Below are 23,998 nucleotides of genomic sequence, written 5' to 3' on the forward strand. Positions count from 1 at the left end.
CCTCCTGCGCGCCCGCGAGGAACCTCTCGCGCAGACGTTCGTTGTCCGTGCGGATCAACTGTTCCACGTACTCGTTCACCGGTATGTGCCGCGTCTCCGCCGCCTGGCGCGCCATCTCCGCCGCGGCCTCCTCCAGCCGGAGATTCACCTGAGTCTTCGCCATACCCCGCAAGCTACCACCTGATAGCAGCACGGGGAATCAAGGACCACGGGAACAGACCTTTCCTCCCGTTGGCGGACGAGAGAGCCCGATCCCTTGCCCGGGTCCCGACACCGCCGGCGCCGCGCGCGGCGTCGGGGCGTGGGGGCGCAGCGGCGGCAGCGGTGGTAGTGGTGGTGGAGGCGTCCGCCCTTTGGGCCGCTGCGAGCCGCCGTCCAGGCGCGGTCCGAGTCCGCGTCCGGGACGGCAGGATCCGGGTGGTTGCGCAGTTGCCGTTCGCGCGCCCAGTCCACGAGATCGGCCCTGTGCTTCGCCCGCACCACGTCGACCCCGAGGTTCCGATGAGGATCGCCGGCAGTCGATCTCGCTCAGGCCGTGGTAGCGGTTGGCGGGGGCGGAACGGGAGACCGCCTCGACGGGCAAAGTGGAACCCGCCGCGGCAAGCCCCGCGACCAACCACCGGTGAAACGAGGTGTCCCGCGTACGCCGACCCGGATCGTAGTCGCGGCGTCCGTGCCGACGGGTCACCGTCGTCCGCGCGGTTCCCGAACACCCTGCGCCGGCCGTGGAGGACGAACTGCGCCGCCTCGGACGGGCACGGCTACCCGGCGGTCGGCGTCGGGGACTTGCGCACGCGGATGAACTCGTCGAGTCGGGCCAGTTGTTCGGCGCTGAAGGCGGCCTCGGGCACGGTGGCCACACACTGCGGCGACGTGCGGATCACGAGCAGCCCGAACTGCCGCCGCACATCGAGCGTGGCCGGCCAGCGCATGCTCGTCGTACCGACACCGGGTCGTTCGCGCGTGAATCCCTCGTCGTCGAGCACGATGTCGATCGCGCCCTGTCTGGTCAGCTCACGCACTTGTCTGCCGTGGATGAAGAACAGGAAAAGCACGGAGAAGAACGACCAGAGGCCCATGCGGAGACTCCCCGCAGAGATCGCCAGGAGCAGCACCACCACGGGCACGACGCCCAATCCCCAGCGGGCCCACTTCGGATAGGCCGCCAACGTCGTCGCGACGCCGGTCCGCCACGTGTGGGTATACGTCGTAGAGATCAGCATGTGCGGATGCTAGGGGGAACGCGGAACACCCGATCCGGCGGGCCCACTTCGGCCAACAGCCGGCGCAGATTGCCGCCGAAGTGGGCCCGGAGCACAGGGCACGCGGGAGACAGCGGCCATGTCCCCGCCCGTGGCGGCGAACCCGATCCCGGCCGCGAGCGCCGGCGGACGCCGGGAGGCACTCGATCTGCGCCCCATGCGTGCTGGTCACCGTCCCGGAGGCGTCGATGTCGAGCAGGCGACGCACCGCCGCCCACGTGGCACCGCAACGGCCCGGGACCCCGGAGCCGGAGAGGGTTCGACGGCGGCGGCGAGGGCCCGGGCGGGGCTGCCGGGTCGGCCAAGGCCGCCCAGCCACGTTCCGACCTGGGCCCGAGGGCGACGGCGAGCCGGTCCAGCAGGAACCCGCACCCTCCCCGACGGGGCGGTCACCGTCACGTTCCCCGACGCCGTCGAATACGCAGGCGGTTGGACGGAGGGAGCGGTTCGCCTGAAGAACCCGACGGGTACGCCGCTCACCGGCCCGGATCGAGGTCCAGGACCCCCCCCAAGGCGCCTGGCACGAGGTCAAGAACCGCGCCGAGGGCATGGTCGGCGCAGACGTCGACATCGCCACATGGGCCACCGGCCCCGTCGACAACAAGTGATCCAGGCGCGAATCACCATCGGTGGCGGCTACGCCGCTCGCGTTTGTTCGCGGGCGCCGGGTCGGCGGTGCCGACAACCGCCAACAGTCGGCCGATCTCCCCATACGCAAGGCTCCTCGGTCGAAATGGGACGGGCGCGCCGCGACGTTCGGCGTGGAAGGACTGGGCGAGGATTCGCCGTGAACACGTTTGTCGTCGGAAGGTCTCGGCAGCGCTCGACGGCATACGAATCGGATCCGCCGTCGTGTTCAGGGCGTTGGTGTGAGGAGTCCGTTGTCGACGCGTTCGTGCCAGGTGTCGAGGAGGAACTCCGTCACCGTGGCGTTGAGCGCGAGACGCGCGTGACGGGCAAGGACCGGGCTGGAGGTGGTACGGCCGTGCCCCACGCCGGTTGGTTGCGCAACCCGGCCAGGGAGTGGACCGTCTGCGCCGGCGTGCCCAGGGCCCTGTGGGCCGCCTCCCTGCCCTTCGCGCTCGCGGGGGCCGATTCGGCCTTGAGCGCCGGCAGGACGGCGACCTGCGCGTACCGCTTGGGGACGTTGTCGTTCTTGGTGTACTCGACCGCGCCCTTGTCGAGGATCATCTTGAACGGGACTCTCGACCGGTTCCTTGCACGAGGCGATCATGGCGGCGGGATCGCGTTCGATCCCGTCCCGGGCCCGGTACCCACCGGCTTCGGCAAGATGCCCTGCCCCCGGCCGGGCACACCGCCCCCTCATCGATCGGCAGCGACTCCCTTGACGAACGAAGACACAACCACCCCACGACGCACGTACTCCTGGTCGTCGTCCACGGCGAGCACCCTCGGCGGACCGCTCCTGGTCTGCGACGCCGACGCCTTCGCGTACTGGGGCGGCGCGGTCCACCGACCCGATCACGAACTCGACCCCGCCTGCGACTACGCCCGAGCCATGTCCGCGGTCGACGACGCGGACGCCGCCGTCATCCCTTTCGGCGCCCACCACGAACACACCGGCCTGATATGGGACTTGGAGGGCGAGGGGACTGCCGAGATCGCAACCGCCGCCGACGGTCTCCTCCTCGTACGCTCATGGGTCCCCCTCGGCAGGACCCAGGCACCCCGCCGCCGCGCAGCCACCGCGCCCGCGACGCAGGAGACCGGCGCAGGCGAACTCCACATCCGCGGCGACCGCGTCGTGGTCGTCTGGGCGGCGGCGGCCGCCCACGAGAACGACATCGGCCCCTGGCCGCCGACCGTGCTCCCGGCCGAACCCGGCACGTACGAAGTCACCTGCGGATGGCACGAAGGGGCCCGCGGACGGTACATGCCCGAAGCAGAGATCCAGACCCCGCCCCCACGGTCGGCCGAAGAAGACTGGACCTGCCTCTGGATCCGCCTCGTCCTCTCCAACGCCCCAACCACGTGACTCCCCACGACAGCCCACGATGCCCCCACGCCAAGGAAACCCGATCGCCGATGAGGAGGCACCCTTGCCACGCTTCCGATCACGGCCGCCCGGAACACCAAACCACCCGCTCGTGACAAAGACGGGACGACAGGTCGGGTTCGCGGGGCCACGACGTGCGCGACCGGCCCCGCCGGAACACAGTGACCCGTGGCGCCCAGGGGGCCTGCCGCAGCCACACGTCGCCGGGCGAGGCGACGCCGGCGAGCGCGGACCCGGCGCGACCGTCGGCCACTTCCGCACCGCCGCCGCGGGTGCCCCCTCGCCGAGCCCGGTGCCCCGCCACGCGGCCGAGAGGAACGCCCGTCCTACCAATGCGCGTTCGCGACCGTTCGCACCCCGGCCATCGACACCCTCGCCACGAACATACGCACGCCGATGATCGCGGCGGGCCCGGGGCCGCCGGCAAACGATCGCCTGCCGGCAGCGGATGGTCGTCGCCCGATTCGGATAGGGCCGAGCGCCGACGCGTCCTAGGGTTCCGAGGAAATCGGCGCTCTGGAGGCGTATATGAACGGCTATCGCGGTGCGCGGACGGCCGTGATCGTGGGTGCGGGAGTGGCCGGTCTGACCGTGGCCACCGCCCTGGCACGCGACGGATGGCGGGTCGAGATCGTCGAGATCGGCCCGCCGGAGGCGACGTCCGGATGGGGGTTGTGCCTGACCGGTCCTTCGCTGCGCGCGCTGGACGAGTCGGGTCTGGCGGACGCGTGTCTGGCCGAGGGCTTCGGCATGAACACGATCACGCACGTGGACGTGAACGGCGAGCGGGCGGACGAGATCCGGTTGCCGCGCCTGATCGGTGCGCGGCGGCCGGCGATGGTCGGCATCGCGCGCCCCGTGCTGCACCGGATCCTGCGCGCGGAAGCCGAGCGGTGCGGCGTGGAGATACGCCACGGAGTGACCGTTGCGGCGGTGGAGCAGGAGGGCGAGTCGGTCCGGACGCGGTTGTCGGACGGGACGGTCCGCGAGGTCGCGCTGCTGGTGGGCGCGGACGGGATCCGCTCGACGACGCGGGACCTGCTGGGGCTCCGGACCTCACTCGACTTTCACGGGCAGATGGTCTGGCGGGCTCTGGTGCCCCGCCCGCCGTGGGCCACCGGGATCCATCAGTTCGCCGGGAAGACCGACACGGCCGGACTCGTGCCCCTCTCGGACACGCAGGCGTACGTGTTCCTGACCGAGAACGGGGTGGACCGGAGTGTCCTGCCCGACACCCGGCTCGCCCCGCGCCTACAGGAGCTGCTGGAGACCTTCCCCGGTCGGGTGCGGGAGATCCGCGCCATGGTGTCCGGGTCGGCATCGGTGGTGCGCCGCCCGGTGCTGACGGCCCTCCTGGCGGGCGCCTGGAATCGGGGCAACAGCGTGGTCATCGGTGACGCCGCGCACGCGCCCGCACCGCAGATGGCCAGTGGCGCCGCCCTGGCCGTCGAGGACGGCCTCCTGCCGGCCCGGGAACTCGGCCGGCACGAATCCGTCGGCGCGGGGATCCGGGCGTTCGTCGGCCGGCGTACGCAGCGCTGCCGAACGCTCGTGGAGACCTCGGTGGCGATCGTCGGCCTGGAGCAGGCGCAGCGCCACTTCGAGGCGTATCCGCTGGTCGATTCCTGCCACCGGCTCATGGCCGAGCCCGTGTAACCAGCAGGCGCGAAGGGCGTCTTCGACGACCCGCCGTTCGCGCGACGGACGAGGAGAGACGAATGTCCGCTGCAACAACCCGAACCCTGCCCGAGGCGCAGCAGTGGCTGCGCGAGCACCTGGAGCAGCGCAAGAACCCTTTCAACGCCATCGGTCACGAGCCGCCGCACGGCACATCGAAACGCTTCCGGGCATCGATCCCCAGTCCTGGGCCGGGCATTGGCCGGCCGGGGCGGAGGATTTCGCGGCCCGGGCGCGCACGGCCGAGGAGAGCGGCGATCGCGACGAAGCCCTGGAGAGCTGGAGAGCTGGAGAGCTGGAGAGCTGGTGGCAGGCGTACCAGTTCGCGTTCCTGGGCCGATACCCCTCCCCGCTGCACCCGGCGAAGCAGCACGCGTACGACCGGGCAGTGGAGTACTTCGGCCGGGTGTCCGCGCTGGAGCGCGTGCCGGTCCGGCACGTGACGTTGCCCTTCGACGGGCGTGCCGAAGAGGGGGAGGTACTGCGGTTCTTCGTGGCCCGCCCGCCCACACCCATCGCGAGCGGTTGGCCGCCGCCGTCAACTGGGGCGGGGGCGTGCACCTGACCTTCCAGCCCGAATGGCAGGAGCGCAGCCGCGACGCCTCGTCCTTCGACGACATCGTCGGCGACGGCTGGATCCTGATGAGCCTGCTACCGCCCGACCGACTCCCCCTCGACGCGGAGCAACGCGCCTTCCTGCGGCTGCTGAACACCCGCATCGTGTACATCACCCGCGCCAAGGCCCCCGGCGCCGTGACCGACCTGGACGGCGACGCCACCCGCTGGTTCACCGAACACGACGCCGAACTCGCTCTCGTACGCCCCGACTTCCATGTCTTCGGCGCGGTCCGCGCAGACCTGGCAGGCGTACTCGTCGACTCCCTGCGCGACCGACTGCGCCGGTACACCCCGAAGATGCCCACATGACCGGCGACCGCCGCGCGGCCACCGACCCCGACGCGTCCGCCCACCGTGATCATCGTCGGCGGTTTCGACGGCTGGCGCGAGGAGTACTACAGCGGTGCCGTTCACCTGCTGATCGGGGTGTCGCGGTCCTGCCGGCGGACGCTCCCGGGCAGGGCGAGAGCAGGCTGTTCACCGGCCTGGCCCTGGGCCGCGACTTCACCGGGGCCTTCTCGGCCATGGTCACCTGGATCGGCGGCGACCGCAGGCTCGGCGATCGCGTCGGCATCTGGGGCAACAGCATGGGCGGCCCCGCCCGAACCGGCACCGGCAGGGTTGTTCCCGTCGACGCGGACGGCGCCTACCCCGACCCCACGCCCCCAGTCGTCGCGGCCGAAGCGGCCGACGGCCTCCTCGACCAGGCGCCGTACGATATTCGGCCCCGGTCGCCCCGGTGGGCAGTGCGCTTCGGGTGGCGGCGTGGTTTCGTCGCCGGTCGGCGGCCACGCAGGCCCACTCGTGTCCGTGGCGGAGTGCCACCTCCACCACGGCGTCCGCGGCGGCCGTACGAACCGTGTACGTCACCAACTCGCCCACGCTCGCCCGGACCAGGTCCAGGACGGCTCCATCGCGCACACCCCAACCGATCAGCCACCGCACGACCCGGTCGCGGGCCGTACGTGGCGCGTACGCGTTCACGGCCGACCGGACCCACGCATGTTGCTCGCTCTTCTACTTCGCGGTCACCATCGCCCACGACCGCGAGCCGGTGGCACGAGGCGGGCACCACGTCCCACCCGGTCCTCGCGCTCACATTCGCTGCCTCGCCGTGTCCGACGCCGTCCGACCACAGGGCCGCGGCCTCCTCTCGATCGAGCCCGGTCCGCCCCCGAGCGCCACACTGCGCGCCTGGCCAACTAGTCTTCGTCCGTCATCCTGATGCCTGAGCAGGCTCCGCATCCGTCGAGCGGTCGTGGAGCCCAGTTGTGCCTGTGAGGAACCTGTCATGAGCGAGCCGCGCGGGGGCGTCGGCCGGAATCATTTCGCTCCACTGCGCCGCCTGCGGTGGGGTCCACGCCCGCGTCGGTCGCCGTTCGGAGGCGAGGGCGGCGGCATCGTGACGGCGGTCGTCGGCGCCGCCTCCGGCGAACGGCGCGGTGGTCGCCTGGTCCAGGCGGCCGGCGCGCGGAACGGCGGGGGCCCCGAGCCCGCGAAGCCGTCCGGCGTCTCCCCGCCCCGGTGGCGGATATGTCATGTCGCGGTCGCGCTCGCGCTACCGCTGTATGTCGGATGGGGCCTCCTGCTGGCCACCGGTGGCGGTGATCTCGCGGCTCAGTACTCCTGGGCGGAGTTCGCCGTGCGGCATCCGGGTACACCGTACGGCCTGTTCTGGTTCGGCGGGATCGACGTCGGCAGCTACAGCGTTCTCTCGCCGCCGCTGATGGCGTTGGTCGGGGTCCGCACTCTCGCCGCCCTCAGTGGGTTGACCTCGACCTGGCTGTTGGCCGCGCTGTTGGTGCGCACCACCCGGAAGGTACCGACGTGGCCGGCGCTGATCGGGGCGCTGGCGCTGTGGGCCAACATCGTCTCGGGCCGCGCCACGTTCGCTCTCGGTGTCGCGAGCGCGCTGGGCACCTTGCTGGTCCTCGTGGGGCGGCACACACCTGTGTGGCGGCTCGTCGCGGGGGTCGTGGGGACCGGGTTGACCGTGCTGTTCAGCCCCGTGGCCGGTCTGTTCCTTCTCGTGGCGGGCGCGGGGTTCCTGCTCGACCGGCAGTGGGCGAGAGGCCTGGCCCTGACCGTACCGACGGGTGTGGTCGGTGGGTTGGTGACCGCGCTGTTCCCGTCCCACGGCCAACAACCCATGGGAGCCGAGCGGATCATCCTGCCGGTCCTGGCCGGCGTCGTGGTGGCGTTGACGGCACCGCGCGACTGGCGCGAGCTGCGGGCCGGTGGCGCGGTCTACGCCGTCGGTGTGGTGCTGACCTGGCTGATTCCTTCGCCGGTGGGCACCAACGTCGAGCGCCTGGGCACGCTTGTCGGCGCGCCCGTGCTGCTGGCGATCTGGTTCGAGCGGAGACGGCGAGGCCCGCAGCCCGGGAGGTCGTTGCTCCGAGTCGGTGGTGACACGTCCTTCCGCACGCGCTTCTGTGCCGCGGGGCTGGCGATGTGCGTGATCTGGACGGCGGTGGTGACGGTCCGAGATGTGCAGGCGCACACGGAGGTGCCTGGCTGGTCGCGGCACACCGCCGGGGTCATCGCCGAGTTGGACCGGCTGGGCGCGTATCGCGGCCGTGTCGAAGTGGTCCCCACCGGCTCGCACCGCGAGGCCCGGGTGTTCGCCCGTTATTTCCAGGCGGTGCGCGGCTGGAACCGCCAACTCGACATGGAGCGCGGCCGGCTGTTCTACTCCGAGGAGCTCGACGAGGCGAACTATCGGGCGTGGCTGAACGAATGGGCGGTCGGCTACGTCGTCCTGCCGCACGCCCCACCGGACGGCTACGCCAGGACCGAGGCCGCGTTGATCCGGTCCGGCCGCCTCGGCTCCTGGCTGGAGCCGGTCTGGAACGACACCTATTGGACCGTCTTCCGCGTCCGGGACGCCGTGCCACTGGCCACCGCCCCCGCCGAAGTGCTCCGTGCCGGCGACGCCGACATCGTGCTCAAGATGCCCCGCCCGGGAACGGTCACCGTGCGTGCCGCCTACTCGCATTGGCTGTATTCCGACGGCGCCTGCCTGCGCGCGAGCGGCCCCTGGATTCAACTGACCGCTTCGCGCCCCGGGATCTACCGGATCACCTCCAGCTACTTCCCCCGGGATGGCTGCCAAACATGAGGTTTGCGGCCACGAGGCACCGACGCCGTCCCACATCCCGAGGCCGCTCAGCCTTTGCCGGCCTACGCGCAGCCGGGCGACACCGTGCGCATCTCCGAGAGTTCCGCCTCGTACGCGGCACCGGGCACATCCTCGACGTGCCCGACGTTCGGCGGGGGTGTCACCAGTGCGCGGCGGTCGCGTAGTAGGTGGCGCCGGGCCATGCCTGGACCGGTGTCGTCGACGGCACGATCCTGCCCGCGCACAGTCCGCGCTCGGCCGGCCCGTCGACGATGCGCGGGATCGCGGCGAGGGTGCTTTGGTATCCCTCGTGCAGCAGGATGATGCCGCCCGGGCCGACCCGGAGGGCGTTGGCCACGATGTCGTCGGTGGAGATGCCGTTGTAGTCGAACGAGTCGGTGGTCCACAGCACCTCGGTCATGCCGAGTGTGGTCGCGTCCTGGCGGATTCCCGCGTTGGTCCGGCCGTACGGCGGGCGGAACAGCGTCGGTGCGTGGCCGGTCCGGGACCGGAGGATCTGGTTCGTACCCAGGAGTTCGTCGAACGCGTCGGGCTCGCCCAGGTCGTCCAGGAACGGGTGGGAGAACGAGTGGTTGCCGATCCAGTGGCCGCCGGCGGCGATCTGCGCGACGTACTGCGGGTAGTCCAGGGCGTGGGCCCCGGTCAGGAAGAAGGTCGCCTTGACCCAACCGGCGTCGTTCAGTGCCTGGACGTAGGCGGGGGTCAGGGTCCAGGGGCCGTCGTCGAACGAGATCGCCGCATAGCCGGCGGAGCATGGGGCGGGGGACGCGGGATCGGCGTGCGCGGCCGTCGTCGGGCCCAGGATCGGACCCGCCACCGCGACCATCGCCCCGGCCGCCCATGCGCGCACTCGCACGCTGGACTTCATATCGGACTTCCTTTCGAAGATGCGACATCTTCACGAACCCGGCCACCATCGAAGGATGGGTGGCCCTGCGGTCGACCTCCCGCCGCCGGGTGCGGCCGGGCACGGCTTACCGGTTGCCCCCCGGGGCGGGAGGTCGACCGCAGGTCGAACGTCAGCGAGCGCGCGCGGGCAGGATCCGCTCGAGCGCGAGGCCCGCGCTGAACAGCTCGACGGTCTCGTAGACCTGCACACCCATGCCGCGGGCTATCTCGACGGTTCGGTCGGTGCAGTTGTCCGCGATGACGATGATCGTCTCCGGCGGTCGACGCTGACCGTACAGGGATTGGATGGTCTCGCCGATCTGCGCTTCCTCGTTGTGCGCGGGCACCAGGGCGGTGATACGCATCGAGTGCACGTCCACGGCCGGCAGCGAACGGCGACGCCGACGCTTGGTCCTGAGCCGGAACGGCTCGGCCTTGCGTGCCCGGTGCCGCCGGGGACGCTCTCCTGCGGGAGTCGACTCGAAGGCCGGTACCGGGCGCGGCTCATCAGTTGCCTGCCGCCGCACGGCCGAGAGCCCCCGGCGATCGCACCGACCCCGAGGGATTCGACGATTCGAATATCGTCACCGACTCTGACATACCGGGTATTTCAAGCCACCCGCCACCCTGGGTGTCGCGTTTGCGTAGCAGTAGGCCGCCGGCCGGCAGTGCCGCGGCGGCCCACCCGGCGGCCACGCCGAGGCCGGCCCAGGGGCCGACGGGCACGCTGTCGGGATTGGTGGTGGTCTGGACGCCGACCCGCGCTCATCGGCGCGACGCTCTCGAGCACGTCGACGACGCCATCCGCTACGACCACGGGCACGGGCACGGGCACGGGCAAATGACCACCCAGACCGCCGGCACCCGGGCGACGCCCGGCGACGCTGCCGAACTACACCCCGCAGCCCAGCCCCTGGTGGACGATCACCAACAGCGGACCGGTCACCCCGAGCAGTCGATCCGGCGGCCACGGCGGCGCCGGGGGCGGCCCGGACCGGTCGGACTGCCGCACCACACTCTCGCCCACCGGTCGCCCCCCCGATACGGGCGGGCGCGCGCCATCCGGGTGAAGTACACGAACAGCCTTCACTCGAAAGGGATGGATCGTATGCGAGCTGTCAATCCGCATGGTGTGCCGCCCTCTCCCCACCGATCGTGGGAGCCCTCCCGGCCCGCGAACTGCCGCATCCGGCCGGGCCCGCCGCCTCGTCACCCGCGCACCCGGCCGCCCGCCGGTGCGCGACGACGACCCTGCGACCTTCACCGTCTCGGAAGGAACCCGCAAACCACCATGAGCAACGACATCGCCGACGCGAAGATCCACCCCGCGATCGGAGTGGCCCGGGTGGGCAACAGCACCCGCGAAGACGGCTGGTACGACGACATCTCGGACGGCCGGTCACCGCCACGCTCACCCCGGACGGCCGCAGCATCGACGTCACCCCCGCCTGGGTCGTGGCGGGCCCGCCCGACTGCGCGCCGGACATCAAGACCATGCGCACCGTCTACGACCTGCTCCTCGGCCTCTTCGTCGGCAACGGCCAACTCGACCCGATCACCGCCACCCACCTGCGCAACCGGCGCACCTTCCACGGCCTCGAACACCGATGGCCCCGGCACGCCTTCCGGCGTCGCCGCCACACCGCCGGCCCGACGGATCCCGCCGACGGCCGACCGAACACCCGATCCCACCCCCAGGAGTGTCCGCATGACCACCACCACCGACGTCATCTCCGTATCCGACGCCGGCGCCGCTCCCCGCCACGGCCACCGGTTCCTGCTCATCGGCACCGATACGATCTTCGCCTACCACCTCGCGCTCTACCGCGTCCCCATCCATGCCTTCCAGATGATCAACAAGTTCGGCCTGGACGGGGGCCTGCGGACGAAGTACCTCGATGACCTCGCGAACCACGAGGACCAGCGGGTGTACTACTCCCTGTTCTCCGAGGGCGACTGGCCCCTCCAGGAAATCGTCGACGGCACCCGCGACTCGCTGCCCGTGGAACTCGAGCGGGTGACCGTCGACAGCGCCGGCAATCGCACCTTCACCAGGATCCTCGACGAGACCACCGCCACATGCCGCAAGCAGGACGTCGTCCACTACAAGCCGCTCAACGCCACCGACTACCCCGACCACCTCACCTGTCTCGCCTTCGGCCAGGGATCCGAGGTCCACCTCGCCCACCAGCTCGCCGCCTCGCCCAACTGGGACGAGGTCATCACCACCACCCAGCCCGCCGGCTTCCAGCAGAGCGACCTCGACCACGCCGCCGCCGTCACCATCCCCTCCATCAAGGACCCGAAAGGCGTCGTCACGACGAGCCCCCTGGTGAAGGGCAAGCCCTACGAAGGCCTGATCGGGACCCGCGAGGTCACCTTCACCGCCGGGCGCCAAGGCTGGTGGAACCACACCAGCCTCAACACGTAACCACGAATATCGAGCGCCGCACCGCCCGTTCGTCATCGCGCATGGCGGGCGGCCGGGTCGTCGGGGACGTGGCGGCTCGCCATGCCGTCGCCGTGGAACCACCGACCTCGGACGCGGCCCCCATCGGCCGACATCCGGTGGGGCCGCGTCTGTGTGCCTTCCGCCTTCGCGCGGCCGCGCGTGAGGCCGGTACCCGGCCCGGCTCGGCCCGGGCTGTGCGTACGCTTCCGACGGGTGCGGGACGTCTTGATCCTGCCGAGCCGACGTATTGATCCGAACCCGGCCCGGCTGTGGTCTCCCGGCCCGACGCCTCCGCGAGTTCTTCCCGATCCGCCCGTCCGCGGCGAACGCCTGGCCCGGTCGGGTGAGGTAGCCCAGGCACGGGGACTACCGGGCAGGTTGGACTTGTTCGGATGAAGTCCATGCGTCCAAAGCCTTGTTGCCGGAGGATGCGCGACCGATGAGTTTGTGGCTCCCGGCGGGTCCAAGGTAGTGACACCTGTGGAAAGGACATTGCCATGTCGGAGCTTCTCGTCGACTTCATCACCTCTCTCGACGGCCACGCATCGGGAGAGGGATGGCCGGGGTTCTGGGGCCTCGAAGGTCCGGAGTACCTCGCGTGGCTCGGCGAGCAGCCCGAGGCCACCTACCTGATGGGAGCGAACACCTACCGCCTGATGTCGGGCTTCGCCGCAGGCCAGGTCCCGAATGGCCAAGCCGAGTTCGGGCCCGAGGAAGAGGCGTCCGTCGACGAGCTCACGCGGGCGTCCAAGGTGGTGTTCTCCTCCTCACTCGAGGAGCCACTGACCTGGGCCGGCTCCACGCTCGTCCGCGACGACGCCGTCGAAGCGGTCCGCGCCATGAAGTCGAGCGGCTCGGGGCTCCTCAGCACGATCGGCAGCCTCAGCCTGTGCCGGTCCCTGGTGCGAGCCGGACTCGTCGACCGCTTCCGGGTCGTGATCTTCCCGGTGATCACCGGGGCCACGGGCGAAGAACGCATCTACGACGGCTATCCGGACGTCGCCCTCGAGATGATCGAGCACCGCACCTTCGACGGCCGTATCCAGTTGGTCGAGTACAAGCCCCGCGTGCTCGAGCACCCGCCGCTCGGTGTTCCCGAGTGACGTTGCCCGTCCGCCGGTCCGCCGGTCCGAACGGCACCGGGCCGGCGCCGGCGGGCGCGGAACAAGACCCGATGGAGGGCGAACGGCCGACGTCGGGACGCCCGGTCCGGGTCGCGTCGACGGAATGGATCAGCCGAGCGACCTCCTCGCGCAGCGGCCTGCCGGTGCCGTAGGGGATGCGCAGGTGGGCATACCGGCCCGGTGCCGGCGGCGGATGTTGAGCGATTGACGGGTGCGACGGCGTCGCGGTGGAGGTCGGGGTGGTCGCGGGCGGATTCGTCGGCGCGCTGCTCACCACCCACATCTACCGCAACGACGACCACCTCACGGGTGTGCCGGGTCGACGGGCCGCCGGTGGTGCGGGGTGTCGACCCGGCAGGGTCATCCGATGGTGCGGGTCCGGAGCGGACGACTGTTCGTCGTCGAAATGCAACTTGCCCTGCTCGACGGGCTGTTGCTCGCCGTCGAAGTCGAATCCCCGTGTCGTCGGCCAAAGCCTCCGCGACCCGGAGGCCGCGGATGGGCAACACGAGCAGGTCGCAGAACGCGGCGCGCCGACCTGCCCATCAGGTCGACCCGCGCCGGGCGACAGGCGCGGACGCACGGAGGCGGAGACGGTATGGCGGGCTTACGTGCCCGCCGATGCGTGGGTCCGAGTGGCGGAGATGAGTCCGGCCAGTGAGGTGCGGGTTTCCGACAGCGCGGTGATCCGGTCATCCAGGCCCTGGAGGTGTTCTTGGAGGGTCTCCAGCTTGCATTCGGCGACCGTGCCGTCCCGGCGAACGCACGGTAGGAGATCGCGGATGACCCGGGTCGGCAGCCCCGCGTCCAGAAGTGCGCGAATGCGGCGGACCGCGGCGGGTGCACTGTCGTCGTAGCGGCGGTGGCCGCTGTCGAGACGGTAGGACGTCAGGAGGCCCTGCTCCTCGTAGTAGCGCAGGAGCCGGACGGAGGTGTCCGTCGCGGCGGCGAGCTCGCCGATCTTCATGTGGCGCCCCTCACAATCCCTTGAATCTCACATCGATGTGAGATCTTAACGTGAGGTCCATGACGAACACGGATCACCCCATCTCCCTCTACGGTTTCCTTCGCCCCGCGCCGGGGCGCGCGGACGAGGTCCGGCGCATCCTGTCCTCCTTCGTGGAACCCACCCGACAAGAGCCCGGAAACCTGCAATACCACCTCCACGAGCACGAGGACGGCCGCTTCTTCCTGTACGAGGTCTGGCGCTCGCAGGAAGACCTGGACCGACACAACGCGACGCCACCGCTTCGGGCCTTCCTGGAAAACCTGTCGACCTTCCTGGAGGCAGCCCCGGAGGGCTACTTCGACACCATGATCAGCCCGTATCCCGAGGCTGCACCGGTTCCCGCCTGAGTGCCCGCCAACAGGTGCCATGCCTGGCGGACGCGCGCGGTCCGGACGCGGAATGCGCGGAGGCGGCCGGGCCGCCTGATGCGGCTGCATCCTTGGTCCGCCGACCGGACGGCCTTCACGAACCCGCGGCCGTACCCGGACGAAGAAGCGTTCGGCCACGCGTTGGTGGACTGCCGCGGCCAGGGTGACGCCAAGGCGCACGAGGGCGACTTCACCATGGCCGGCGCGCTCGCCGGCATGGCGAACTGCCCGGGCTTCGACGCGGTCGACACCCGGGCCGGCCGGGCCGGCGCAGCTGCGCGAGCCGTTGCGCCGCGTGCTGATCCGGGCTGTGCCCGGACCGTGCCGGAGTCGGCAACTCGGGCCGGCGCCCGACCGCTTGGTCGCCGTGTTCGACTTCACCGGCGGGGCGGGGACCGGGGACGCCGCGAACCGCCGCAGAGCGGCGACAGGCCGGGAATGTGGTCGGGTGGGCGTCGGGCTCGCGCCGGCTCTCTGCGCAGGGGGAAGCACCCGGGCTGTTGCCGTTCGACGGCGTTGGCCTCGTGAGGGGCCGACGGCGTCGGGACCGGCGCCGAATGGGCGGGGTACCTCAGCACGGTCGCCGCGGCCTGGGCCGGCAGACGAATCGGCCGCCGGAATGGTCGGGGGTAGTGCGCGTCACGCGAACCGCACCCGCAGGCCCGGCGTGCCAGGGGTCACGCCGCGCTGCGCACCTCGCCGAGGCGGCGCAGCGCGTCGTCGAGCTCGGCCTGGGCGTGGTCGAGCCAGGTGGTGGTGATGTCGGTGCCGGCGGTGGTGTGATCGGGGCGCCGGTGCAGGCGGGGTTGCTCGCCCGGGTCGGCGGCGCGGGCGTGGGTGAGGGCGTGGCTCGTTCGCGCGGCGGCGGCGAGTTCCTCGCCGGCCGCGTCCAGGTAGGTGCGGGTGGCGGGGTCGGTGACCTTGGTGAGGTTGGCCGGGTCGGTCACGGTGCGGGCGATCGCCTCGAGGGTCCTGCCGGTCAACTTTCGGGCGGTCAACGCCGGTGGCAGACCCGGGAGTTGCGCCAGGTGCGCGAGGGCCGTGCTTTCCAGCAGGGCAAGGGAATACGTCAGTCGTCCGAGTTTCGACAGGTAGGTGTCATCGGGGAACATGCGGGCCATTGTGCGCTACCGCTCCGACGCCATCGACGTGTTTTCGAACGCCGAACGGGTGGTTCGGCCACGCGGGATGCGGGTGGTCGTCCGATCCGGTCGGCCGACACCGAACCGACCCACACCACGAAGCCGGCGGAGGATCCGACCTCCGGGTCGCCTCCAAGTCGCTTCCATGTGCCTTCCAGGACCACCCGGCGAGTGTTGTCCCCACAAGGCGACGACGGCCGGTCCCACCGGCCCGACACTCGGGAGAACACCATGAAGCTCAGGACCCTCACCACCATCCTGGCCGCCCTCGGTGGCGCCTTCATCATCTACGTCGGTCTCGCCTACCTGCTCGCCCCGCAGTCGACCGCGTCCGGCTTCGGCCTGCCCACCTGGCCGGAGCACGAGGGCACCGGGTTCCTCGCCGTCAAGGGCGTCCGCGACATCGGCACCGGGCTGGTCATGCTCGCCCTCCTGCTGACCGGACACCGGCGGGCACTCGGCTGGACGATGCTCGCCATGACCTTCATCCCGGCCGGCGACATGACGGTCGTGCTGAGCAACGACGGCTCCGCCGCCACGGCCTTCGGCGTCCACGGCCTGACCGCCTGCCTGGTGGCATTCACCGCCGGCCTGCTGCTGCGCGAACGCCCGGCCGAGGCAACCGCTCCCGCGCCCACCTCGAGCACCCCGCGCGTGAGCGTCCCGACCGCACGTTGACCCCTCGGGCCATGCCGGTAGGGGACGTCGGGGCTCTGATGCGGCCGCCCGCGCTGCGCGAGCAGGCGGGCGGGCGGGCGGGCAACCACGTCCCCGATAACGCTTCACCACCGCTGCCGCCCGCCCCCTCTATCGCGGAGCCCGGTCCGTCCGTCGCCCACTGCCGGCGATCCGGCACGCGAGGTCGCCCACGCGTCGACTTCGGAGGAGGTTCCGGTGGCAACGACTCGGTGAGGGACCACAGTTCGTCCGAAACGATCCATGGACGCGACTCACCTCTGCGCACACCGGGCCCAACGACCGAACAAGCCGATGGTCACACCAGACTCACTATGTGTTAGGACCTAACCGGCAGCCCGGCGTCGATGACCTCGGCGATGAGGGTGGCGCCGCGGCTGTTCTGGTGGACCTGGTCGGTCGTGAGCACCAGACCCCGGCGCCGCGAAATCGTGTCCAGGCTGCGGCGCAGCACGGTGTGCTGGACGAGGACTCCGACGACCGCCGCGGGTGTCACCTCCCGGTAGGGAATCGGCGGCGGGTCCGCTCGGCGCAGTTCCTCGATCTGGCGTTCGTGGAGCGGAAGGTAGGCCACCTCGTTGGTGACGGCGACCTCGGCGATCATCCGGCTGTACTCCTGCGACGCCCGCGCCGCGGGTCCGTCGAGTTGTTGGCCGAGAACCGGCAACGACAGCAGACCGATCGTCGCATCGGTCTCGGTTCGCAGCCGTTCGACGATGGTTCCGAGGCACTCCTGGAACCAGCCGGCGGACGGGCGCTCGGGGAGCCGTTTGCGCTTCATGGCCTGCTCGACGGGGTAGCCCGGAAGGCTCGCTCGGGCGTCGTTGGTCCCGATCAACACGGTGATCACGTCGGGCGGGTTCGCGACGACGGCATCCACGCGCTGCAACAGGTTGTAGGCGAAGTCACCGTTGGCACAGAAGCGGGTCGGCTGCACGTCACTGTCGCCATCACCGTCACCGAGAGGGTGGCGTCGTCCGATGAGGTCCAGGTAGTCGACGCTGAACTGCGCGCGCGTGAGGCTGTCGCCGAGGCACGCGATGCGTGTCGTCACGGCGCTTCCCGGTCGGGCGTAGCGAGGGGTTCGGTCGTACGGGAGTCGGCCCGAGGACGATGGTCGGTGCCGAGGCCGGCGGTGATTGCGAGGATGGACGTCGGCCCCGACATATCGACCGCGTGCCATACCCCGGCCGGGTTGATGGTGGCTTCGCCCGGCCCCAGCAGGACGCGTTCGCGCACCCCGTCCACGTCGCGGGTGACCGTCACCGACCCGCTGAGGCATACGACCAGTTCGTCGCCGGCAGGGTGGCTCTCCCAATGGTCGCCGTCCCCGTCGCCGTCGAAGATCATCACCATTCGGCCCTCGGCGCCGTCCGCCGCGACCGCGGCGCTGTACGCCTGAAGCACCTCCGGGTCCCAGGCGAAGCCCTCGACGGGTTTCGCTCGCGATCCCAGCCCGAGGTGCACGGGGGTGGTCCGCAAGTCGACGGCATTGCGTTCGTTGTTGACGAGTCTCATGCCGACGATGATCACTCGACAGCGGTCGGGCGGTCTTGAAGGAATGGGAACAGAAGCCGACGCGACGGTCGGTCGGTCGGGTGGCGACTACCCGGGCCCGAGGAGAACTTCGCCGCGCCGCCAGGCCGTCGGCGACCGTCCCGTGAACTCGCTCCACTCCCGTACGAGATGGGCCTGGTCGGCATAGCCGGAGATGGTCGCCACCTCGGCCCACGGGAGCGGGGCCTGTGCCGTTGCCAGTTCGTGCGCGTGCTCGAAACGCAGAACCCGGGCGACGGTCTTCGGCGACAGGCCCAGTTCTGCGCGGAACCGTTCGGTGAGGTACCGACGGCTCCAGCCGAGTTCCGCGGCGACCGCGCCGACGTGGACGCATCCTCGCGCGGCGACGAGTCGGCGCCAGGCCTCGGCAACCTCGGGGCGCACCCGGTGCACACGGTCGCCGCCGGTGCCGCGACCGACAGCGCGGAGGAGCCATGTGTCCAGCACGGTGAAACGCGCCGCCCATGTCTCGGCCGTGCGGAGCCGGTCGACCAGCTCCGTGCCAAGCGCTCCGAGAAGCTCGTCAAGCGGGACCAGTCGGTCGGCGAGCGCGGCGGCGGGTAGGCCGTAGATGGCCCGAGCCCCGAGCGGTGTCAGCGCTACCTGCACACCCTGCTGGCGTCCGTCGTGGTGGACGGCGACGGACCGGCTCATCAGACCACCGGCAACGCTGCCGAACCGGGTGATCGGAGACCCGTCGTCAACGCCCGCCGCGACCTCCAACGGGGCGGACAGGCTGATCACTGCCGTGAGCGCGCGGCTCGGCGGGCCGCAGTGCACACCGGCCGGGAGCGTGCGCAGGTCGAAGCCGACGTACGCGTTGACATACCTCCGCAAAGCGGGCGCCGGACGTGCCCTGATACCGGCGGCTGTGCGCTCCTCCACGCTGCTCAGTGTCACGCTCCTCAGTGTACGAAGCGGGCGAGCCCGGCAAGTTCGTCACCCCGACCGCGAACCGCATCCACCGTCGTCGCCCCCGGCATCCGCGCCGGTGCCGAAGCCGCTTTGGGCACGCCCGCCGGCGGAACGTACCGCCTTCACCCTGCGGCTGCGGTGACGGCCTCGTGGAATGCGGCCTGGTAGTCGGCCGAGACGACGAAGGAGTACGTGTCGCGGCTTGCACCGTTCTCGGAGTACCGGATGCCGGCGTTCTTGGAGTACGAGATGCCCTCGCAAGTACTGGGCTCGGGCGCCGTGCTGACGACCGGGAAGATGCCGGCGGCGCGCCCGGTGCGCGCTTCGTACCGCGTGAGCCGGTAGCGCCCTGCGCCCGGCACCGGCGGGCCGATGGACCACCCCAGGCCCGTACGATGGAGGCGCGGCCCCGGGGGCCGGGCAGACAGGTAGATCAGTGGGGCCGTCGGACCGGGAGCATGCCGTGGCGAAGACATGGCGGTGGGAAAGCGATCACCGGTGCTGCCCCACCTGCCCGCCGGACAGCTCGCTGGTGTACGAGGGCGGGGAAGTACGTTACCTGGGATGGTGTTCGGACATCGGCTTCGGTGGGGGTTACACGATCGGGGTCCAGACGATCGACGAGTTCGTGACCCGCGGACCTCTCGACGAGACCATGCCCCCGGCGCTGATCGCGGAGATCCGTGCGTACCTGACAGCCGCGTAAAGGTCACGTGGCTCGCGAACGGCTTTGGCCCGGATCGTTGTGGGGCATCCGGTCATGGCGAGGTTGTGCATGCGGGCGACCGCGCCGACCGACCCGGGCCATCGGGCGTCAGGGAGTGTCGACGACCTCGTGGCCCGCGGCGCGCAGGGCGGCGAGGGCTTGTGCGCGGTGCGGATCGGGCACCAAGAGGAGGTCCGCATGGTACGTGGAGCAGACGAACACCGGCACCGCGGCCTCGGCGAGGGGTCGGACGAGGGAGGCCAACAGCCCCGGCACGTCCAGACCGTGCTGTGCGTCGGCGTCGTACAGGCCGATCCAGCGCTGTGCCGCGGGGGTGTCGGCGGAGGCGTTCCGCACGACGGTCAGCCCCTCGGGCGCGCGGACCAGGGCGTGCCACGCGTCGTCGCGGGGATCGCGGTCGTCGGCGAGATGGTCCAACGCGAACACGTGGTCCAGGACTGCGAGCCGAAGTGCGGGACGGGGGCGGGTGTTCGCGTCGGTCTTGGTGGTGTCGTCGCCGGCGCCGCCGGCTTCCCGGTGTCGCGTGAGGTCCAGAGTGAACGCGACGCGGTCGAGACCGGGGCCGTCGTAGTCGGGTCGGACGGGTGAACCGCCTGCGTCGGGCAGTGTCTCGAAGCCGAGCCGTTCGTGGAATCGTCGGGAACCCGCGTTGCCCGGGCTGGTCACACTGTGCACGTGCCGCCGGCCGCTTTCCCAGGCTTGGTCGAAGAAGCCCCGGTACAGGGCCTTCGCGATCCCGCGTCCGTGCCAGGCGGGGTCGACGCCCACGAAGTGGATGTACGCCACATCGGGTCGGCTCTGCGAGTGGAACCCCACAAGGAACGCCACCGGTTCGCCCTCGCGTTCGACGAGGTAACTGGTCGTGGTGAAGTGCTGGAAATACAACCGGGGCAGAAGCAGGGCGCGTTCTCGGGAGCCCGCCTCCCCCTGAAAGCCGCCCCACCAGGCATCGAGCACCGCCAGGATCCGTGGTTGATCCTCGGCGACCGGATGGCGGACGGTCAATCCCTTTGGCAAGTCGTCGATCATGGTCGAGATGATGTCAGGACGTCGTCGGCCCGCCCAGCGAATTGTCCGCGGCCGTTCACCCCCGCCGCCTCGGCGCGGCACGCAGGTGGAGTCGGTTCGACGGGACCCGGATGTAGATTTCGTCGGTCGCGTCCAGGCGGTCCTGCCGCCAGGGTTGGAGCGTTTCCTGTTCGACGTACCGCGGCTGCGTCGGCGAGGTCGCCGTCCAGGTCCTCGGCGGTCAGCAGGTCGGTACCGGTCGGGGTGAGGTTGGTGCGGCCCGCGACCGTCATCGCGTCCCAGGCGGGTCGGGTGGGACTGTCGAGGGCGTCGGTGACCACGCGCTGCCACGCCGACCGCCGTGGGTTCGGCCTCTTTGGCAACCGCCAGGTCGGCGGGCCGGCCCTCGCACGCCCGGTCACCTCGGGCGTCCGGGACCGCGCAGTCCAGGAACTACAGCAGGACTACGGCGTGCGCGGTTCGGGCTCTGGGGTGGAGAGTTCACGCCGGGAGAGCGCCACCGGTCGGCCCGGCGGGTCAGGTTCTGGCGTATCGGGTAAGCGATGCTCGGCGATGGCCGGCCCGCCGGTCAGTCGATGCCTTCGATAATGCGGAAGTCGCGCTCGTAGCCGTCGGGGAGGGCCACCAGGGCCTTCCGGTATGCCTCGCTCTCGTATGCCGCGACGGCCTGTTCGAAGCTGTCGAACTCGATCAGAACGGCGCGTTGCGCGATTCCGGCCTCGTGGGCGACGACTCGACCGCCAACGGACAGGGTGCGCCCGCCCCCGGCCCGCACGGCCGGACCGGCCAGCTTGTCGTAGGCGGTCAGCGCTTCAGGGTCGGAAACGGCGGGGTAGACACTGACCCAGTAGCCCTTGGCCATGGAAACCTCCTGTGTTCGGCCGGACACGTCCGACTTCGAATCGACACCCGGATCGATCGATCCCGGCGACGGGTAGTGCGATCCGTCGAATCGCCATATGCGCAGGCTACGGGCCGATGTGCGGTCGAGGGAAAGACCGGTACGGGATAGACTCAGAACGGATCGTTATCAATCGGCAGGGAGGACACGTGGCGCCGGATACGGTGAGCCTGCGGTACTTCCTGGTGCTGGCGCAGGAGTTGAACTTCACCCGCGCGGCCGCACGGATCGGTATCGCACAGCCCGCGCTCAGCGCCCGGATGCGCCGATTGGAGGCTGAACTCGGTACGGCCCTGCTGATCCGCAACACGCGTAGCGTCGTATTGACCACGGCCGGTGCGGCTTTGGCGGAATCCGCGCCGTCCGCGCTGGCGGCGCTGGACCGGGCATGGGACACCGCCCGGAGCGCGGCGGCCGGTGAACTGGGCACGCTGCGCATCGGATACAGCCTCAGCACCGGGGCGGAGACGGCACCGGCCCTGGTGGACAGGCTGATTCGCGGCAACAGCGGACTCGAGGTCGGCGCGGTCCCGATGGCGACACCGGAGATCTCCCCCGCGGTCGCCGACGGCCGCATCGATGCCGGGATCACCCGCGGTGAACAACCGGGCCGCGGCGTACGCCGGTTCCTGCTGCGGCGTCAGCGCGTCGGGGTCCAGTTGGCGCAGCACCATCCGCTGGCCGAACACCCGGAGATCGAGATCGCCGACGCGGCCGCGTATCCGCTGCGTCTCCCGGACCGTGCGGCCAACCCCGTGATCCACGATCAGCTGTCCGCACTGTTCCGAGACACCCGACCACACCCCCGATTCCACACGCCCGCAGTCTCCTTCGACATGTCTCAGCGCGACCTGCACGACGGGGTCACCCTCGCCCCGGCCGGAGAAGCCGCGGCCACGGCAGCACCGGCCGGTCTCACCTGGCGACCGCTGCGAGGCGCGCCCTGCCTGACGATCCACCTGGTTCTCCCACGCGAGCAGTCGCCGCTGCACCGCCGCATCCGTGCCGTCGCCAAAGCCCTGGCGCACGAACTGCACTGGCTGCCGGACTGACGGGCAAGAGGTCAAGCGAGACGAACGCCTGCGGTGGAGCGGAAGACGTGCATCCAGTCCGGGCGGTCGATCTCCCGGTTGTAGTTCGACCACCCACGATCGTCGTGCTCCCACGCCGGGGCTCGACAAGGTGGATGCCGGCGCGGCGGCGGCCGGGGTCAGGCGGGCGGCGATGTCGGCGCGGGGGGGCGACCGGGCGTGCACGAGAGCACCGCGCTCGCCGCATGCTGAAGACGTCCTGGCGTGACGCACCCGCGGCCGTAAGAGCAGCCTGCATGTTCTCGATCGCTTTCGCCGCCTGGCCCGCGTAGTCCCCGATCGCTGCCGCGGAACCGTCATCGTTCAGCGGACATGACCCGGCGAGCCGGCGGTCGCGGAGCGTCTGTTCGGCCCGGGCCCCGACGCGCCGGGCTTTTGGGGCTTCTCCGATGGGGGAGGGAGTTCGGTGCGCGGTGCGGGAGGGGGTGATTGTTCGTCCGACCCGGAGACGATGAGGGGTCGCAACGTGCGCGCCGCGATCCGCAGGCCCTGCAGGGTCTTGTCGAGGGTGCCGCTCCATATAGGGTCCTCGTGTTCGACGGCGATGTCGCCGTCGTATCCGGCGGTGTCGAGCGCGTTGACGATCTCCTTCCAGTCGAGTTGTCCGCAGCCGGGTACCCGGTAGCGCCACCATCCGACGTCGGTGGGTGATGTGCGTCCGGCTGTCTTGCCGAAGACGCCGTAGTGGGTGCGCGCCCGCTCGTCGATCCGGATGTCCTTGGCCTGGACGTGGCCGACGATGCCGGCTCGGAGGGCGTATTCGAGTGCGTGGAGGGGGTCGATACCGAGCCAGGGGAGGTGGGAGGGGTCGTACGCGAGGCCGAAGCCCAAGTCGGCCATCCAGTCCCACAGTTCGGGTGAGTAGGCGAGGTTGGCGGGGTATCCGTCGGGGTGCCAGCCTTCCATCGGGCAGTTCTCCGCGAGCAGCCTCACGCCGCGGTCGGCCGCGTACCGGGCCAGCGGGGCCAGGTACCGCTCGGCCTGCACGAGATTGTCGGCCACCGGCAGGGTGATGTCCCGGCCGATGAAGGTGGTGACGTGCCGGACGTCCAGGGCCGCGGCCGCGTCGACGCAGGCTCGCAGGTGCCGGTGGACGCGGTCGCGTTCACCACGATCGTGGTGCAGGTTGTTGCCGCAGTAGGTCACCGCCGAGATGGTCAGGCCGTGGCCGTCCATCAGATCCCGAACACGGGCTGCGTCGTCGGCGGTGAAGCCGACCACGTCCAAGTGAGCGGCCTGATGGACGTGTTCGCTGCCGACCGGCCACGCCGCCACCTCCAGCGCCTCGTATCCGGCCTGTGGTGCCCAGGCGGCGACCTGTTCCAGTGACATCCGGCCGAGCGCGGCCGTCAACAGTCCGAGTTTCATGTCCTGCCTCGCTTT

26 protein-coding genes and 1 pseudogene are annotated in these 23,998 nt (G+C 70.7%); 11 read left to right on the plus strand and 16 right to left on the minus strand.

From position 1 onward, the window contains the following. Positions 1–761: 761 nt before the first annotated feature. Complete coding sequence (locus ACFZBU_RS42905) at positions 762–1,223, minus strand: YcxB family protein (RefSeq protein ID WP_391589225.1); 462 nt, start codon at positions 1,221–1,223, stop codon at positions 762–764. A 960-nt stretch (positions 1,224–2,183) separates the two neighbouring features. Beyond that, positions 2,184–2,453, minus strand: a complete 270-nt coding sequence (locus tag ACFZBU_RS42910; RefSeq protein ID WP_391589226.1) for a hypothetical protein — start codon at positions 2,451–2,453, stop codon at positions 2,184–2,186. Positions 2,454–2,607: 154 nt separating this feature from the next. Here ACFZBU_RS42910 and ACFZBU_RS42915 point away from each other — a divergent pair, with 154 nt between their 5' ends. The 5 genes from ACFZBU_RS42915 to ACFZBU_RS42935 all read left to right on the plus strand — a co-directional run bounded on the left by ACFZBU_RS42915 (position 2,608) and on the right by ACFZBU_RS42935 (position 8,695). Continuing rightward, positions 2,608–3,258: a hypothetical protein gene (locus tag ACFZBU_RS42915; protein WP_391589227.1), complete on the plus strand. Its 651-nt coding sequence runs from the start codon at positions 2,608–2,610 to the stop codon at positions 3,256–3,258. Positions 3,259–3,807: 549 nt separating this feature from the next. After that, positions 3,808–4,935 (plus strand): FAD-dependent monooxygenase, encoded by a 1,128-nt coding sequence (locus tag ACFZBU_RS42920; protein WP_391589228.1) that lies wholly within the window; start codon positions 3,808–3,810, stop codon positions 4,933–4,935. Positions 4,936–5,038: 103 nt separating this feature from the next. Beyond that, positions 5,039–5,521, plus strand: a complete 483-nt coding sequence (locus ACFZBU_RS42925; RefSeq protein ID WP_391589229.1) for a hypothetical protein — start codon at positions 5,039–5,041, stop codon at positions 5,519–5,521. Continuing rightward, the gene (locus tag ACFZBU_RS42930) at positions 5,512–5,883 is read left to right on the plus strand and encodes a hypothetical protein (RefSeq protein ID WP_391589230.1); all 372 of its coding nucleotides are present in this window, start codon (positions 5,512–5,514) and stop codon (positions 5,881–5,883) included. Before ACFZBU_RS42925 ends, ACFZBU_RS42930 begins: the two co-directional genes overlap by 10 nt. Before the next feature lie 982 nt (positions 5,884–6,865). Then, the gene (locus ACFZBU_RS42935) at positions 6,866–8,695 is read left to right on the plus strand and encodes a hypothetical protein (RefSeq protein WP_391589231.1); all 1,830 of its coding nucleotides are present in this window, start codon (positions 6,866–6,868) and stop codon (positions 8,693–8,695) included. A 160-nt stretch (positions 8,696–8,855) separates the two neighbouring features. Here ACFZBU_RS42935 and ACFZBU_RS42940 read toward each other — a convergent pair whose 3' ends face one another. From ACFZBU_RS42940 to ACFZBU_RS42955, 4 genes are all read right to left on the minus strand, one after another. Next, entirely contained in the window at positions 8,856–9,584 is a 729-nt protein-coding gene (locus tag ACFZBU_RS42940; RefSeq protein WP_391589232.1) for a polysaccharide deacetylase family protein, read from the minus strand. Positions 9,585–9,735: 151 nt separating this feature from the next. Beyond that, a complete protein-coding gene (locus ACFZBU_RS42945) occupies positions 9,736–9,969 on the minus strand; it encodes a glycosyltransferase (protein WP_391589233.1) in 234 nt (77 codons plus the stop codon). A gap of 527 nt (positions 9,970–10,496) precedes the next feature. After that, complete coding sequence (locus tag ACFZBU_RS42950; protein WP_391589234.1) at positions 10,497–10,631, minus strand: hypothetical protein; 135 nt, start codon at positions 10,629–10,631, stop codon at positions 10,497–10,499. A gap of 233 nt (positions 10,632–10,864) precedes the next feature. Then, entirely contained in the window at positions 10,865–11,335 is a 471-nt protein-coding gene (locus ACFZBU_RS42955; RefSeq protein WP_391589235.1) for a hypothetical protein, read from the minus strand. Here ACFZBU_RS42955 and ACFZBU_RS42960 point away from each other — a divergent pair. Both ACFZBU_RS42960 and ACFZBU_RS42965 read left to right on the plus strand, forming a co-directional pair. Continuing rightward, positions 11,313–12,035, plus strand: a complete 723-nt coding sequence (locus ACFZBU_RS42960) for a hypothetical protein (protein WP_391589236.1) — start codon at positions 11,313–11,315, stop codon at positions 12,033–12,035. The two genes, ACFZBU_RS42955 and ACFZBU_RS42960, sit on opposite strands and share 23 nt — an antisense overlap. Positions 12,036–12,553: 518 nt before the next feature. Then, on the plus strand, positions 12,554–13,159 hold the full coding sequence (locus ACFZBU_RS42965) for a dihydrofolate reductase family protein (RefSeq protein WP_391589237.1): 606 nt from the start codon (positions 12,554–12,556) through the stop codon (positions 13,157–13,159). A 628-nt stretch (positions 13,160–13,787) separates the two neighbouring features. Here the strand turns inward: ACFZBU_RS42965 and ACFZBU_RS42970 are convergent. After that, positions 13,788–14,147, minus strand: a complete 360-nt coding sequence (locus ACFZBU_RS42970) for a MerR family transcriptional regulator (RefSeq protein WP_391589238.1) — start codon at positions 14,145–14,147, stop codon at positions 13,788–13,790. Between the two features lie 59 nt (positions 14,148–14,206). Between ACFZBU_RS42970 and ACFZBU_RS42975 the strand changes: the two genes are divergently transcribed. Continuing rightward, entirely contained in the window at positions 14,207–14,536 is a 330-nt protein-coding gene (locus ACFZBU_RS42975; RefSeq protein ID WP_391589239.1) for a putative quinol monooxygenase, read from the plus strand. 698 nt (positions 14,537–15,234) lie between these two features. Here ACFZBU_RS42975 and ACFZBU_RS42980 read toward each other — a convergent pair. Continuing rightward, positions 15,235–15,669, minus strand: coding sequence for a hypothetical protein (locus ACFZBU_RS42980; protein WP_391589240.1), 435 nt, complete (start codon positions 15,667–15,669; stop codon positions 15,235–15,237). Between the two features lie 261 nt (positions 15,670–15,930). Here ACFZBU_RS42980 and ACFZBU_RS42985 point away from each other — a divergent pair, with 261 nt between their 5' ends. After that, a complete protein-coding gene (locus tag ACFZBU_RS42985) occupies positions 15,931–16,377 on the plus strand; it encodes a DUF4267 domain-containing protein (RefSeq protein ID WP_391589241.1) in 447 nt (148 codons plus the stop codon). Positions 16,378–16,714: 337 nt separating this feature from the next. Here ACFZBU_RS42985 and ACFZBU_RS42990 read toward each other — a convergent pair whose 3' ends face one another. The 4 genes from ACFZBU_RS42990 to ACFZBU_RS43005 form a co-directional block, all read right to left on the minus strand. After that, on the minus strand, positions 16,715–17,449 hold the full coding sequence (locus tag ACFZBU_RS42990) for an SGNH/GDSL hydrolase family protein (protein WP_391589242.1): 735 nt from the start codon (positions 17,447–17,449) through the stop codon (positions 16,715–16,717). Continuing rightward, positions 17,446–17,913 (minus strand): cupin domain-containing protein, encoded by a 468-nt coding sequence (locus ACFZBU_RS42995; RefSeq protein WP_391589243.1) that lies wholly within the window; start codon positions 17,911–17,913, stop codon positions 17,446–17,448. Before ACFZBU_RS42995 ends, ACFZBU_RS42990 begins: the two co-directional genes overlap by 4 nt. An 87-nt stretch (positions 17,914–18,000) precedes the next feature. After that, the gene (locus tag ACFZBU_RS43000; protein WP_391589321.1) at positions 18,001–18,837 is read right to left on the minus strand and encodes a helix-turn-helix domain-containing protein; all 837 of its coding nucleotides are present in this window, start codon (positions 18,835–18,837) and stop codon (positions 18,001–18,003) included. Positions 18,838–18,989: 152 nt separating this feature from the next. Continuing rightward, positions 18,990–19,229 (minus strand): hypothetical protein, encoded by a 240-nt coding sequence (locus tag ACFZBU_RS43005; protein WP_391589244.1) that lies wholly within the window; start codon positions 19,227–19,229, stop codon positions 18,990–18,992. A 101-nt stretch (positions 19,230–19,330) separates the two neighbouring features. Here ACFZBU_RS43005 and ACFZBU_RS43010 point away from each other — a divergent pair, with 101 nt between their 5' ends. Further along, positions 19,331–19,573 carry a hypothetical protein gene (locus ACFZBU_RS43010; protein WP_391589245.1) on the plus strand — a complete coding sequence of 81 codons (243 nt, stop codon included), beginning with the start codon at positions 19,331–19,333 and terminating at the stop codon, positions 19,571–19,573. Between the two features lie 108 nt (positions 19,574–19,681). On the opposite strand, the gene ACFZBU_RS43015 is transcribed toward ACFZBU_RS43010, so the two are convergent. Beyond that, a complete protein-coding gene (locus ACFZBU_RS43015; RefSeq protein WP_391589246.1) occupies positions 19,682–20,623 on the minus strand; it encodes a GNAT family N-acetyltransferase in 942 nt (313 codons plus the stop codon). A 568-nt stretch (positions 20,624–21,191) separates the two neighbouring features. Beyond that, positions 21,192–21,485 carry a DUF1330 domain-containing protein gene (locus ACFZBU_RS43020; protein ID WP_391589247.1) on the minus strand — a complete coding sequence of 98 codons (294 nt, stop codon included), beginning with the start codon at positions 21,483–21,485 and terminating at the stop codon, positions 21,192–21,194. Positions 21,486–21,673: 188 nt separating this feature from the next. On the opposite strand from ACFZBU_RS43020, the gene ACFZBU_RS43025 reads away from it, so the two are divergent. After that, positions 21,674–22,576: a LysR family transcriptional regulator gene (locus tag ACFZBU_RS43025; RefSeq protein ID WP_391589248.1), complete on the plus strand. Its 903-nt coding sequence runs from the start codon at positions 21,674–21,676 to the stop codon at positions 22,574–22,576. Positions 22,577–22,796: 220 nt separating this feature from the next. Here ACFZBU_RS43025 and ACFZBU_RS43030 read toward each other — a convergent pair. Beyond that, a pseudogene (locus tag ACFZBU_RS43030) lies at positions 22,797–22,940 on the minus strand (RidA family protein); the annotation flags it as partial. Next, positions 22,919–23,983, minus strand: a complete 1,065-nt coding sequence (locus ACFZBU_RS43035; protein ID WP_391589249.1) for a sugar phosphate isomerase/epimerase family protein — start codon at positions 23,981–23,983, stop codon at positions 22,919–22,921. The gene ACFZBU_RS43035 and the pseudogene ACFZBU_RS43030, both read right to left, overlap by 22 nt. Positions 23,984–23,998: the final 15 nt, after the last annotated feature.

Origin of the sequence: Embleya sp. NPDC008237 (assembly GCF_042956465.1) — a bacterium.
Taxonomy (GTDB): domain Bacteria; phylum Actinomycetota; class Actinomycetes; order Streptomycetales; family Streptomycetaceae; genus Embleya.

Bases quoted from the DNA above. Each gene is read 5' to 3' on its own strand.
- ACFZBU_RS42945 (WP_391589233.1), bottom strand. From the start codon at position 9,969: ATGCGTATCACCGCCCTGGTGCCCGCGCACAACGAGGAAGCGCAGATC.
- ACFZBU_RS42940 (WP_391589232.1), bottom strand. From the start codon at position 9,584: ATGAAGTCCAGCGTGCGAGTGCGCGCATGGGCGGCCGGGGCGATGGTC.
- ACFZBU_RS43020 (WP_391589247.1), bottom strand. From the start codon at position 21,485: ATGGCCAAGGGCTACTGGGTCAGTGTCTACCCCGCCGTTTCCGACCCT.
- ACFZBU_RS42985 (WP_391589241.1), top strand. From the start codon at position 15,931: ATGAAGCTCAGGACCCTCACCACCATCCTGGCCGCCCTCGGTGGCGCC.
- ACFZBU_RS42970 (WP_391589238.1), bottom strand. From the start codon at position 14,147: ATGAAGATCGGCGAGCTCGCCGCCGCGACGGACACCTCCGTCCGGCTC.
- ACFZBU_RS42910 (WP_391589226.1), bottom strand. From the start codon at position 2,453: ATGATCCTCGACAAGGGCGCGGTCGAGTACACCAAGAACGACAACGTC.
- ACFZBU_RS42935 (WP_391589231.1), top strand. From the start codon at position 6,866: ATGAGCGAGCCGCGCGGGGGCGTCGGCCGGAATCATTTCGCTCCACTG.
- ACFZBU_RS42965 (WP_391589237.1), top strand. From the start codon at position 12,554: ATGTCGGAGCTTCTCGTCGACTTCATCACCTCTCTCGACGGCCACGCA.
- ACFZBU_RS42955 (WP_391589235.1), bottom strand. From the start codon at position 11,335: ATGACGTCGGTGGTGGTGGTCATGCGGACACTCCTGGGGGTGGGATCG.
- ACFZBU_RS43035 (WP_391589249.1), bottom strand. From the start codon at position 23,983: ATGAAACTCGGACTGTTGACGGCCGCGCTCGGCCGGATGTCACTGGAA.
- ACFZBU_RS42960 (WP_391589236.1), top strand. From the start codon at position 11,313: ATGACCACCACCACCGACGTCATCTCCGTATCCGACGCCGGCGCCGCT.
- ACFZBU_RS42975 (WP_391589239.1), top strand. From the start codon at position 14,207: ATGACGAACACGGATCACCCCATCTCCCTCTACGGTTTCCTTCGCCCC.
- ACFZBU_RS42920 (WP_391589228.1), top strand. From the start codon at position 3,808: ATGAACGGCTATCGCGGTGCGCGGACGGCCGTGATCGTGGGTGCGGGA.
- ACFZBU_RS42995 (WP_391589243.1), bottom strand. From the start codon at position 17,913: ATGAGACTCGTCAACAACGAACGCAATGCCGTCGACTTGCGGACCACC.
- ACFZBU_RS42905 (WP_391589225.1), bottom strand. From the start codon at position 1,223: ATGCTGATCTCTACGACGTATACCCACACGTGGCGGACCGGCGTCGCG.
- ACFZBU_RS42980 (WP_391589240.1), bottom strand. From the start codon at position 15,669: ATGTTCCCCGATGACACCTACCTGTCGAAACTCGGACGACTGACGTAT.
- ACFZBU_RS43015 (WP_391589246.1), bottom strand. From the start codon at position 20,623: ATGATCGACGACTTGCCAAAGGGATTGACCGTCCGCCATCCGGTCGCC.